This window comes from Polaromonas sp. YR568 (genome assembly GCF_943369675.1).
GTDB lineage: Bacteria > Pseudomonadota > Gammaproteobacteria > Burkholderiales > Burkholderiaceae_C > Polaromonas.
In genome coordinates, this window is record NZ_CALROB020000030.1 from 19,327 (window position 1) to 31,603 (window position 12,277).

At 65.4% G+C, this 12,277-nt stretch carries 11 protein-coding genes; all 11 read right to left on the bottom strand.

The features are described from left to right. Positions 1 to 24 precede the first annotated feature (24 nt). Positions 25 to 1,041 carry an aldo/keto reductase gene (locus tag ACLV8F_RS16610; RefSeq protein WP_411885311.1) on the bottom strand — a complete coding sequence of 339 codons (1,017 nt, stop codon included), beginning with the start codon at positions 1,039 to 1,041 and terminating at the stop codon, positions 25 to 27. A 212-nt stretch (positions 1,042 to 1,253) separates the two neighbouring features. Next, positions 1,254 to 2,687 (bottom strand): carotenoid oxygenase family protein, encoded by a 1,434-nt coding sequence (locus tag ACLV8F_RS16615; protein WP_411885312.1) that lies wholly within the window; start codon positions 2,685 to 2,687, stop codon positions 1,254 to 1,256. Beyond that, the gene (locus ACLV8F_RS16620; protein WP_411885313.1) at positions 2,684 to 3,112 is read right to left on the bottom strand and encodes a putative quinol monooxygenase; all 429 of its coding nucleotides are present in this window, start codon (positions 3,110 to 3,112) and stop codon (positions 2,684 to 2,686) included. The genes ACLV8F_RS16615 and ACLV8F_RS16620 overlap by 4 nt, the downstream gene beginning before the upstream one ends. A 258-nt stretch (positions 3,113 to 3,370) precedes the next feature. Then, the gene (locus tag ACLV8F_RS16625; protein ID WP_411885339.1) at positions 3,371 to 6,244 is read right to left on the bottom strand and encodes an ATP-binding protein; all 2,874 of its coding nucleotides are present in this window, start codon (positions 6,242 to 6,244) and stop codon (positions 3,371 to 3,373) included. A gap of 164 nt (positions 6,245 to 6,408) precedes the next feature. Then, positions 6,409 to 6,627, bottom strand: a complete 219-nt coding sequence (locus tag ACLV8F_RS16630; RefSeq protein ID WP_411885314.1) for a hypothetical protein — start codon at positions 6,625 to 6,627, stop codon at positions 6,409 to 6,411. 39 nt (positions 6,628 to 6,666) lie between these two features. Then, positions 6,667 to 7,686 (bottom strand): isopenicillin N synthase family dioxygenase, encoded by a 1,020-nt coding sequence (locus ACLV8F_RS16635; RefSeq protein WP_411885315.1) that lies wholly within the window; start codon positions 7,684 to 7,686, stop codon positions 6,667 to 6,669. A 28-nt stretch (positions 7,687 to 7,714) separates the two neighbouring features. Beyond that, entirely contained in the window at positions 7,715 to 8,617 is a 903-nt protein-coding gene (locus ACLV8F_RS16640) for an alpha/beta hydrolase (protein WP_411885316.1), read from the bottom strand. Then, positions 8,614 to 9,672: an isopenicillin N synthase family dioxygenase gene (locus tag ACLV8F_RS16645; RefSeq protein ID WP_411885317.1), complete on the bottom strand. Its 1,059-nt coding sequence runs from the start codon at positions 9,670 to 9,672 to the stop codon at positions 8,614 to 8,616. Before ACLV8F_RS16645 ends, ACLV8F_RS16640 begins: the two co-directional genes overlap by 4 nt. After that, entirely contained in the window at positions 9,665 to 10,615 is a 951-nt protein-coding gene (locus tag ACLV8F_RS16650; protein WP_411885318.1) for a polysaccharide deacetylase family protein, read from the bottom strand. Before ACLV8F_RS16650 ends, ACLV8F_RS16645 begins: the two co-directional genes overlap by 8 nt. Next, positions 10,612 to 11,415: an ABC transporter permease gene (locus ACLV8F_RS16655; RefSeq protein WP_411885319.1), complete on the bottom strand. Its 804-nt coding sequence runs from the start codon at positions 11,413 to 11,415 to the stop codon at positions 10,612 to 10,614. The genes ACLV8F_RS16650 and ACLV8F_RS16655 overlap by 4 nt, the downstream gene beginning before the upstream one ends. Further along, complete coding sequence (locus tag ACLV8F_RS16660) at positions 11,399 to 12,268, bottom strand: ABC transporter permease (protein ID WP_411885320.1); 870 nt, start codon at positions 12,266 to 12,268, stop codon at positions 11,399 to 11,401. Before ACLV8F_RS16660 ends, ACLV8F_RS16655 begins: the two co-directional genes overlap by 17 nt. Positions 12,269 to 12,277: the final 9 nt, after the last annotated feature.

Below are 12,277 nucleotides of genomic sequence, written 5' to 3' on the forward strand. Positions count from 1 at the left end.
GTCCAAGCCTTTCATTGCCGCGGCTCAGCCGATTGGCAGCGGTGCAGCCGGATCGACCAGCGCTTGCTGCCGCAGTTCGCGCCAGAAGTCCGCCGGTATGGACTCCGAAAGTGCGGCGTGATCTTCGGCAATCCGCCCAGGCTGGCTGGCGCCGGGGATCACCGCGGCCACCGCCGGATGCGCGAGCGCGAAGTGCAAAGCCGCCGCCTTCAGGCTGACGCCATGACGGCGTGCAATAGCCCGGATGCGCTCCACCCTGGCGACGATTTCCGGGGAGGCCTTCTGATACTCGAATGTCGCGCCGCCCGCGAGAATGCCGGAGCTGTACGGCCCGCCAACCACGATCTCGGCGCCCCGCCGCCGCGCAAGCGGCATCAAGCGGCTGAGTGCGTGGGCGTGGTCGAGCAAGGTGTAGCGGCCGGCAAGGAGGAAGCCGTCAGGCGCGAACTCCTCAAGCTCGAGCAGTAACTCGCACGGCTCCGTCCTGTTGACGCCGAGTCCCCACCCCTTGATCACGCCCTGGTCGCGCAATCGGGTCAGCGCGCGGAACGCGCCGCGGCGCGCCTCCTCGAAGCGTGCCAGCCATTCGTCGCCGTGAAAGTCCTGCGCGACGTCGTGCACAAAAACAAAATCGATGCGGTCAACACCGAGCCGTTCCAGGCTGCCCTCGATGGAACGCAGGGTCCCGTCGGCGGAGTAATCGAGCTGGATCTTGTTCGGCCGGCCCGCGGCAAATACACCGGCCTTCTCGCCCTGATCGCGGCCAGCCGGATCCTCGATCTCGTCGAGAACCAGCCGGCCGACTTTGGTGCTCAGCGCGAACGAGTCGCGCGGCTGTTTCGACAACACTTCGCCCAGTCGCGATTCGGCCAGGCCCGCGCCGTAAAAAGGAGCGGTGTCAAAGAAGCGTGTGCCCTGGTCCCAGGCGGCGCGAACCGTCGCGGCGGCCTCTGCTTCCGGAATGGCGCGAAACATGTTTCCGAGCGGGGCGGTGCCGAAGCCAAGTGGCGAACCTGCCGCAAGCTTGTCCTTGATGGTCATGGTGAAATCCCCGGTTGTCGGTGCAATGCCAGCAAAGATAGTTGAAACCCTTCACCGCCACCATCCCTTTGCAAGACGTTTAACCACGTTTAACCAGCAGCCGCCTGCGCAGCAAATCCCGGATCGCCGGGCAAAGCCGCTCCCGGACGCGTCATATCCGATAGCGAAGGCGGCGTGCCGCATGCTGGAACCTCTTGACGCCGCTCGTCAACTCACCATTCGGTGCGCGTGAATGAACCGTGAAAACCGAGAGGGATTGAACTGGGCACTTCCGCGCTGGCAAGGAGGGCCATCGTCCTGGCATCAAGCACGGCGAGCACGGAGGACTCCGCGTTCCGCGCGGAGCCGACCGTCAACAGCACACCGTCATCTTCACCGGAGCCCTGAGGCCGCGCGACGAAGATCGGCTCACCAAAGATGTGCGTACCGTCGCAATGGGACATTGAGCTTCCGCTCGTGACGTCGACTTTGACGACGGAAGAGGTGTACACGCCGCCGGCATCCAGGCCATCGGAGGCGCCGTACGCGAAGCGATACGGAAGTCCGTTGACGAGCCTGTAGTGGGTTGACGGAAACTCGAAGCCCACGTCACTCAACTTTTCGGTGCTCGCGCGCTCTACACCCGGTTTCATGACGATTCGAAGAAGCGAAGGCCTGAGGTCAGGCAGCTCGGCAAGCATGCGGTCAATGCGCAGGGCTGCCACGATGTCCGCGTCCGGATAGGCCAGTACATCAAGGACCGTCGAGTCTCCATGCTCGAAAGCGTTGACACAATGAAACGCGAAGAATGCGTCCGCAACATGCTCCCGCGTCTCGCCGCCCGAACGATCGACAATCACAAGCCGCGTCCCCTCGTCCGCGCGCCAGTCAAAATGGTCGATATAGCCCTTGCTGGACCAAAGCATCTGCGCCGGGCTGACTCCGAACGGGTGTGCAACCAGGATCGCGCTCCTGGGCGTCAGCCCGAAGGTATGGACGTAGGGCACGCGCCTGGTGCGCCACGACCCGATGAGTTCGCGCTGCCGCGCTACGGAGTCATGTTCGTAAATCGAGATGACACCGTTGAGGCCGAATTCGGTGGCGACGTTCAACACCTTGGAACGCCCGAAATCGAAATGCGGATGCGCAGACATGATTGCGCCACCGAGCGCGTCCCCCGAGTAACTGACGGGCTCAACCGAGGCGAGCGTCTCGTCGTCGATGACCAGTTGACGATTGCCTTCCGTCATTGCCACCAATTGGTGCCCCAACCTCACGATGTTGACGTTGGTGTTGTCGGACACTCGCGGTATAGGCTCAAAAATCCGTTGCACCAAGGGGCGCGCGTTGGGCGTGCCGAAGGCCGCCAGGTTTGTCTTGCCGCGCCTGGCATCGCGTGCCGTCTCCGAGTCGAGCAGGCGTGAACGGAAGTCAACCGCAGAGTCTCCGATGCGGAAGGCGTAGATCATTCCCAAACCATCGAACCAATGTTGGGCCCGCCACTTGCCGGTCTCGAAGATGGCGGGACAGGTGCGAAAAACCTCGCCGCGAAGCCAGTCGGGAATACGTCCTTGTATCCTTGCGGGAATCGCGCTGGGGTTCTCGGGTGAACGGCGAAAGGGAGCGATGCTCTCGATGGCGCTCGCAAACGGGACGGCGGCGTTCATGCTGCCGTCCCGTTGCCAAGTATTTCCAGACGGGCCACCGTTACCCCGCCGTCGGCGAGCTCGGGCAAACGGGCGAACCAGTCCTGCACATGAGGCGTGAGGTTGTGCGCCTCGAAACCCGCCTGGCTGGCAAAGATTTCATAGAAGACAAATCGCCCCGGCGCCTGATGATCTTCGTGAAGGAAATAGAGCAGGTTGTCCGGCTCGCGCCGTACTTGTGCCACGAGCGGTAGCGTGGCCTTGCGCAATTCATCCTCCTTGCCTGGCTTGGCGCGAACCTCTGCGATGACAGAAAAGGCCTTGCCCGGAATCTCGCCATAACGTATGCCGTCAGCGTCCCTCGCCATCCCGGACGTCGAGCCCGTGATCGATGCGGTGGCGGCAAGAGTGGCCAGCGTTGGAAATCTCATCATGCCGTGATACATGTGGTTCTCCTTGGGGTTGAATTGATGGCGCGGCAAGCGTGTGCGGCGAAAAAAGGGCCGTCAATCACGCAGGCATTGTGTTTACCAGTGTGCCGCAGCGGGCGGCGTCCGCCGGGTTAAACGTGGTTAAACGAAGTGAACTCCCAGGCTTTCGACAAACAGGCGGTTGCGGGCGGTATGAGCCGTTGATTGCCGCTGAACCCGCGCGCCGGCGAGCCGGCCGGTGCGCTCATCAGGCTGTCGCCGATGCCCGGTTCGTCATGCGCCGGCCTGGCCTTGCAACGAGGCCATCAGGCCTGCCGCGACCGCAAGATCGCGCGTCTCGAATCCTTCTGTGAACTGGCTGTAGACCGGCTGCAAAATTTCGAGCGCATCACGTTCCCGTGATTGGGCGCGCCAAAGCTGTGCGAGGTCGCTCGCCGCCCGCAAGCTCCATGACAAGGCATCGATCTCCCGGGCGCGCGCCAAGGCGTCAAGGAGCCGGGATTCCGCCTTGCCTGCCTGACCTTGTGCGGCCAAAACGGAAGCCTGGATTCGCAGGAGTTCCGGAATACACCACTGTTCATTCTTTGCCGCGGCTCTTTCGAGCGCCGCGTGAATCGTGGTTTCGGCATCGCCGAGCCTGCCGCACTTGACGAGGGATTCCGCCAGGACACCCAGATAGAAAGGCATACGCACCAGGTGTCCCGTGGTATGGAACGCCTCGATGTTCCGCTGGAGTTCATCCACCCAGAGGGCCGGGAACTTCTCTTGCGCGCAACCTATCGCGGCGCGATAGAACAGCGCCACCGGACGCCGGACGGCGAAGCCGTGCCGCCTGGCTTCCTCATCAAGCATGGCGGCGTAGCGCGTGCACGCCTCGTAGCGGCCCGTCCAGTAGGCGACCGGGCAGCCCCACGACAGGGCGTTGGTCAGCGACACATGGTGCCTGGCGTCGAGTGCGTGTTTGATGGTCGCCTCGGTCGTGCGCAGTGAAGCGTCGGGTGAACCGGTCAACCACAGCACGTGCGACAACACGTTGCCTGCATCGTTGATGCGGTCGGACAGGTTCTTGAGGTGGTACTGAACGCTCTGGAAATCGTTGGCGGCATGCAGCTCCAGCTCGTGATGGCGTTCGAGGCGCCGCCGGGCGCTCTGCAGCCGCCCGACAAGGAGCTCACCGATGCCGAGCGCGGTCTCGGCCTCCACCACGGCGGAGGGAACTCTGGCGGCCGCGGTGGCGACGAAAGCCTCCAGCGTGCGAATCGCGGCATCGTTCTCTCCCCGGAAAAGCTCATGCACGCCTATCAGGCGAAGGCAGCGGATATGAGAGTCGGCGTCGCCGATCCGGGCCGCGATATCAAGGGCTTTTCGCAGGGCATCCATCGCCTCAACGAGGGGGCCGCGGGTGAACGTGGTGGCATCGCCGAGCCACAACTGAAGCCGCATTTCGAACGCGGTCCCGGCGAGTCCGGCGGCGTCAAGCCCGGCGATGGCCTGTGAGACGTGAGCCCGGCATTCCGCGGTGAGCGCAAAGTGGTTCCAGAGCAGGATGCCCGCGACTGTCAGCCGTATGCGCAGCGGTCCGTCCGCCGCATCCCGCCCGGCATAGGTGAGTGCGCCGCGAAGGTCGTCAAGGAGGCGCCCGTAGGCGTTCCCCCATTCCCGGGCGGGGCGCTGCGCCCATTCGCTCGCGGCTTGTTCGAGCACGGTGCACACATGCTCGGCGTGGCGGCGGCGGACCGCCTGATCCGCGCCGCCGGCCTGGAGGCGTTCAAGGCAATAGGCGCGTGTCGTATCCGGGAGCCGGTAGGCGACGCTGTCGGCGTCGAGATCCGCCGCCAGCAGCGATTTCTCGGCCAGCTGCACCAGGATGTCGCCCGCGTCGGGCGACGCGACGCCGGCGACTGCCGAGGCGCCGTCGACGTCGAACGCCCCGGCGAACACCGCGACCGCGCGCATCAGCGCGGCCTCTTCCGGCGAGAGCAGCCCATAGCTCCAGTCGAGCGTCGCCGCCAGTGTGCGGTGCCGTTCGGGGCCCGCCCGGCGCCCGATGAGGAGGCGGAACCGGTCGTCGAGTTGCTTGAGCAGACCGCTCACCCCGAAAGCCTCGAGGCGCGTGGCCGCAAGCGCGATAGCGAGAGCGAGTCCATCGAGGCGCCGGCAGATTTCGGCGACCGCCGGCGCGTCCGCATCGCTCAGCTTGAAAGACTCATTCCGGTCGGTTGCGCGGTCGACGAAGAGTTCAATGGCGGGAAACGCGAGGGTTTCTTCGGCATTCAGGTGAGCGGCCGGCGGCGGTGTGCCGAGCCCCGGTAGCCGGCGGACACGTTCGCCGTACACCAGCAAGGGCTCGCGGCTGGTGACGAGGATCTTGACGCCGGCGGCTTCCGCGAGAAAAACGCTCACGCAGGCGGCGGTGACGTCGATGACGTGCTCGCTGCTGTCGAGTATCAGCAGCATCTCGCGCTTGCGCAGAAACTCGCTCAACTCTCCGAGCATGTTCGGCAGATGCGCCACCACGCCGATCGTCGTCGCGATGGCGTTGGGCACCAGATCCGGATCCTTCAGCAGCGCCAGGTCGACCAGCCAGACACCGTCCCGGAAAGAGCCGACGGCGCGTTCGGCCACCGCGAGCGCAACAGTCGTCTTTCCGACCCCACCGGGGCCCACGATCGACACGAGCCGCGCCTCTTTCAGGTCCTGCCGGATGGCATTGATGGCGTCCGACCTGCCGACGATACGCGTTGTCCCGCTTGGCAGGTTATGAAGCTGTGTCGATGCCGTGCCGCCCTGGATGGAAAATCCGGCCGACTCGAGCGCCTGGACGGGCGCAACGAACCGGTAGCCCCTGCCGACCACGGTTGCGATGTACTGCACGGCACCCGGTTCGTCACCGAGGGCACGCCGCAAGGCCACCATATTGACTTTGAGATTTGCGTCTTCGACGACGGTGTTGGGCCACACCCGGGCAACCAGTTCACGCTTGCCCACAAGCTGGCCGGGGCGCTCGACAAGCGCCGTCAGGATGTCCAGCGCCCGGCCTCCGATTCGAACCTGCGCGTCCCCCCGCATCAGCAGCTGACGCTCCGGAATCAGCAGAAAAGGCCCAAAGACAAAGGACCTTGGATGTCGAAGTGCCATTTCGCCCATCACTTTCACCCCTCGTTTGAAACTTCCTTTCGGCGCTCCGACGACAACGGTGCCATCCGATTTTGGCTTAACGGGTTGAGACCCATTCCTTGACCATCGAACCGTTGCGCATCACTTGTAAGGATGAGGCTGACGCTTTATGTGCGGGCAACGTATTCATCATATCAATCCTGGCCGCGGCTACCAACGGTTTCCGGCATTACGGCCGCGCCGACGCGACTCCATGCGCCGGGCTCCACCACCCATGAGAAGCCGGCAGTCTTTCTCCCTATGCGCGGATCCGTGGTCTCCATCAGCGCGATGGTGGAGGCCTCAAGCCGCCGCGGCAGGCCCGAGCGGCCGTCAATGGCGTCGGCAAAGCGCACCAGGTCCTTGCTGGTCATGACCCACCCGCCATGGGAGTCCATGGTTCCATCGGTGGCTCAGGTTTCGACGGAATTCAACGCGATATTGTTGGCGCGGGCGAATTTCATGCGTTTGTGGTTCCCGGAAGTCACCGCCGGGTAGCGCACCGGATTGCCCTCGCCGCTGCAGCCGGGCAGGCATTCGATGACGGCGTCGTAGTTCGGCTGGTGGAAAAACGCGATCGACAGCCGGCGCGTGCCGTGTCCGCCGCCGGACGGTGGATTGACGACACGGTGCAGGGTTGAGACCCAGCGGTCATTGCTCCACTGCGCCATCAGGTCGCCGATGTTGATCATGTAGCCGCCCGGCGGAATCGCCGCATCGACCCACTCGCCCTGCCGGGTTTTGACCTGCAACCCGCCGGGCGCATCGTCGCTGCGCAGGATGGTCAGCGCGCCGTAATCCGAATGCGCACCGGCACGCAACTGGCCCGCCACCGGCGCAACGGCCTGCTCGGGATAGTTCTGGGCGCGCAGCAGGCTGATGCATTTGTCGGTCTTGCCGGCGAACCAGTTCTCGGGAAGCTCCAGCGCCACCGCAAAAATCCGCATGATGTCATCGGACAGCGCGTGCATCGTGCGGAAGTAGTTTTCCCAAACGGCGCGCAGTTGCGGGGGCGAGCCGGGCCAGACGTTTGGCAAAAAATGCGGATGGGAGCGCGGGCCTGCGTAGTCCGGGTCCGCCGGGAGGTCGACCGGACCGATGGCAAAGGTTTCCTTCATGTCGTGCGGCGCGGCCACGTTCAGGCTTTGCGCCAGCGACTCGCGCCCGACGGCGTTGTAGCCGCGGCTGGCTTCGGGTGATGGGCGCTTGACCTCCTGCTTGACCTCCAGGGCCTGGTCGAAAAACTGCCGTGCGGCTTCATAGGCGCTGTTGAAGTCGGCGTCCGGAACACCGTGGCCGACGATGGCGAAAAAGCCGATGGTTTCGTTGGCGGCGCGGACGGCCTGCGCGACCCGCTGTTTGTCCTCGGGCCTGCCGGTGAGGAACGGGGCGATGTCGATGGTGGGTACCGTGGGAGGAAGGGGACCGGTCATGTGAACCTCACGCCATGAAGGGGCGGAATCAGGCGGAAATCGACGAGGACGGCCCGCAGCGCATCAAGCCCAGCAGCGCAGCCAGCAACAGGCCGTCGGTGCGCGCCAGTTCGTCGAGCAGCGAAAAGTGGTGGTGGCCGGCCGCCACGACGAGGCCCGCCTTCACACCGCCGGACGCGAGCTGCAGGTAGCGGTCGACGGAGGCGTTGCGCAGGCGCGGCAGCTCTTCGCTGCCGACGGCCAGGACGACCGGCGGGCAGGTTTCACCGGCTTGAAGCGCCGGCGAATACCGGCGAATGTCTTCATCGCTCAGGGACAGTGCCGCGTCGATATAGGTTCCGCGCAAGGGTGCGAGGTCGTACAGGCCCTGCATCAACAAGGCCCCGCGCACACCCGGAAGGTCCATGGCGCAAGCGGCGAGCTGCGAACCCGACGACGCGCCGACGAGGCAGGCCCCTGCGGCGCCCGCGCCGGGCCCGGCCTGTTCGGCCTGCCACGACAGGACGGCGGAAACGGCGCTTCTCACATCGGCAACGATATCGGCCATCCCGACCTCGGGCGCCAGCCGGTAGCCAATGAAGGCCACGTTGATGCCCTGCTCCAGCAGCGCGCGCGCGACGAAAGCCTGCTGCCTCCGGTGGTTCCACTGCCAGTAGCCGCCGTGCACGTAAATCACGGTGGCTGCCGCGGCGGCGTGCGCATCCGGCGCGCTCGGTTGCGCGAGGAAGACGTCGAAGGCCTGGCTGGAATGCCCGCCGTAAGGGATATCTTTCACCACACGCGGCCACTCGGCATACAGGCTGGCGCTGCGCGCTTCCCAGCCCTGCAGCCACGCGGCCGAATCGGCAATCGCCTTGCGGTTGTTGAATTCGTCGTCGCCGGCCTGCACTGCGTGCACTGCGTCATCGGACGGCGATGCCGGCAAGCTCATGGCGTGGCCACCGCTTCGCGCAGGCCGGGCGCGATCCGGTTGACCTTGCCCCATATGTAGTCGCCTGCGCTGACGTCCGCGTGGCGCGGCGGGCGCGACGCATCCGTGCAGGACGGCAGGCAGGCGATCACCGTGTCGTAGTTCGGATGCTGGAAGTAGGCCACCGACTGGCGGGGTTTCAGGTGCGCGCCGTCCTGTGCCGGGTTGACGACGCGGTGCGGTGTCGAAACCCACACGTCGTTGGTCCACTGCGCCATCATGTCGCCCACATTCACCGCGAACGCTCCCTTGACGTAAGGCACGTCTATCCATTCGCCGCGCCGGTTCAGCGCCTGCAAACCCCCTGACGGATCAGTCTGCGCCACCAGCGTCAGGCTGGTGTAGTCGGTGTGCACGCCGGCGCGCAGCTGCCCGGGCAGGGGCGCTTCGCGCTGGGCCGGATAGTGGATGGTGCTCAGCGTGCTGAAACTGCGGTCGACCTTGTCGTCGAAGTAATCTTCCGGCAGGCCGAATGCCAGCGCGGCGGCCCGCAGCAGCATGTTGCAAAGCCCGTCGGCGGCGCTGAAGTAGGCGCATGCGATGTCGCGAAAAGCCGGCGGATGCGCGGGCCAGATGTTGGCCTTGTAAAAACGCGCGGCGTCCGCACCGCGGTAATACGCATCGTCCAGGCCATCGCGGCCCACGGCAAAAAATTCGCGCAGGTCGGGCGGCGGCAGCTTGCCGTCGCCGGCGGCGTCCTTGTAGGCCAGCCCTTCGGCCGCCATGCGGTGGTAGCCGTGGTGAAAGTCGCCCGGTGCGGGCGCCGCACGCATTTTTTCTTCCACGGGCAAATGGAAAAACTCACGCGATACCGCCAGCCAGTCGTCCAGCAACTGCTGGCTCACCGTGTGGCCGGTCAATACAAAAAACCCGACTTCGCGGCAGGCGCGGTCTATGGCCGACGCCACCTGCCGTTTGCCGGCGTCGTCACCGGCCAGCCACGGTGAAAAATCGATGACGGGAACGGCCAGCAAAGGGCTTTCATCCTTCGCGGCCACGGTTGCCTGGTCAAGCATGGATCAGCTCCTGTGAAAGTCCTGTGTGGGCGGGCGCATGCGCGATCCAGTGGCGCGCGATGTCGCCGCGTTGGGCCAGCCAGATGCGGTCGCCCAGCGTGTTGAAGTGCGCCAGCAAACGCTCGACGGCCCACCAGCGCGCCGGCCGTCCCGCGATGCGCAGGTGCAGGCCGATGTTGAGCAGCTTGGTGGAGCCGCGCTCCGCCTCATCGAGCAAGGTCTCGAGCGCGCAGAGGACGTAGTCGAGAAATTCCTTGGCGGTGGTGAAACCGTTCGGGTGGTAGAACTTCATGTCGTTGGTGTCCAGCGCATAGGGCAACACCAGCATCGGCTTGCCGCCGCTTTGCCGGTCCCAATAGGGAAGGTCGTCGTCCCAGCCGTTGGAGTCGTAGAGGAAACCCAGCTCGTTGATCAGCGTGCGCGTCCACGGGCTCTGGCTGCCGCGGCACATGAAGCCGAGCGGCCGCACACCGGTGACCGACTCGATCAGGTCGCGCGTGCGGATGATCTCGGCACGTTCCAGTTCCGGGTCATCGAAGGCGGCATGGTGCGCCCAGCGCCAGCCGTGCACCATGGGCTCGTGGCCGCGCGCCACGATGGCCCTTGCGAATTCCGGCGTGCGCTCCACCGCGCGGCCGCAAAACAAGAACGTCGCCGGCGTCCGGTGGCGCTCAAGGCCGTCGAGGAAACGCGGCAGGCCCGCGCGCAGGCCGTAGGCAAAAAGCTCTTCCATGCCGAGGTCGCGGCGCCCCGGCGGCACGACGCTGCTGACTTCGCCGAATCGCTCGCTCGCGGAATCGCCGTTCTCGACGGTGAATTCGGCGCCCTCTTCATAGTTGACGTTGACCGACACCGCCAGCCGCGCGCCGTTGGGCCAGATGACGTCAGGCGGCGTGAAGCCGTAACCGCGCAGGTCGCGCTCTCGGTGGGGAATGGGATTCATAGGATGGTTTCAGAATTGCGCCGCATGCGCTCGAAGAGGATGGCGACGACCGAGGTCACCGCGACGAGAACACCGCAGACGGCGGCCACGCGCACGTCGAGGTTGTTTTCCAGCAGCGTCCACAAATGGATAGGCAGGGTTTCGGACCGCGGGTCGGCCAGCATCAGCGAGACGGGCACGTGGTCGAACGAGGTGAGAAAGGCGATGAAGGCGCCGGCGACCACGCCGCGTTTGATCAGCGGCAGCGTGATGTGGCGAAAGGTGAACCACGGGCTGGCGCCCAGGCCGGTCGAGGCCTGCAGCAAGGTGCCGTCGAGCTGCTGCACCGATGCCGACACCATGCGCAGCACGAACGGCGTGCAGATCACGGTGTGGCCGGCCACCAGCGTCCAGGTGCCGAGCGACACGCCCGCCACGCTCAGCACCAGGAGCAGCGCCAGGCCGAAGGCCATCGAGGGCAGCACCATCGGCGACATGAACACCGCGTCCAGCATGCCGGCCAGCCGCGAGCGGCTGCGCGAAATGGCATAGGCGCCGGCGGTGCCCAGCACCACGCAGATCAGGGTCGTCCAGACGGCGACGACCAGGCTTTCGCGTGCCGCCGCCAGCAACTGCGGCGAGTTGTTGAACAGTTCGCCGTACCAGCGCAGCGAATAGCTTTCCGGCGGAAAACGCAGCGTGTTGCCGCCGGTGAAAGAAGTCACCAGCACCACCAGCGTCGGCGCCACCATGAACACCAGTGCGAACAGCGTGCCGGCGCCGATGACCGCGCGGTAGCTCCCCTCAGCGAATCGCGCCATAGATCCTCCCGAGTTTGCGGTTGGCCAGCCGTCCGGCAAAAGCCACCAGGCCGACGACCGTCAGCATGAAGATGATCGACACCGCGGCCGCAAAGTTGAAGTTCTGCAGGCCGGTCGCCTGCTGGTAGATGTAGGCCGGCATGAAAAGCTGCCGCCCGCCGCCCACCAGCGTCTGCGTGACGAAAGCCGTGGTCGCCATCGAAAAAGTCATCAGCGCGCCCGCCACCAGGCCGGGCATCGACAGCGGCACCAGCAGCGTGCCGAGCATGCGCCACGATGAAGCGCCCAGGCCTTCGGAGGCGCGCAGCAGGTTGTCGTCGATGCGCAGCAGGCTGTTGATGAGCGGCATCGCCATCAGCGGCAGGCAGATCTGGCTGAGCGCAACCACCAGCGCGCCGCGCGTGTAGAGCAGGCGCGCCGGTTCGTCGACCACATGCAGCGCCACCAGCACCGAATTGACGATGCCTTCCTTGCCGAGCAGCACCAGCCAGGCGAAGGTGCGGATCACGGTGCTGGTCAGCATCGGCAGGAGGATCATGAACAGCATGAAGGCGCGCATGCGCGGGCCGCACTGCCGGTAGGACAGCGCCAGCGGGTAGGCGATCAGCGCCGTCAGCAGCGTGACCTGCAGGCCGAGCCACAGCGTTCCGCCGAGGATGCTCCAGTTGAAGGCGTCGCCGAAAAACCGCGCGTACTGCGACCACCCGATACCGTCCAGCGACGTCGTCTGCGCAAAGCTGGCGACGGCCAGCACACCCAGCGGAAGCGCGTAGCTCAGCATGAACAGCGCGGCCAGCGGCATCGCCGGCAGCAGCTGCGCGGCCTGGCTTGGGGATGTGCGGGATGCTGTCATGGACGGTGC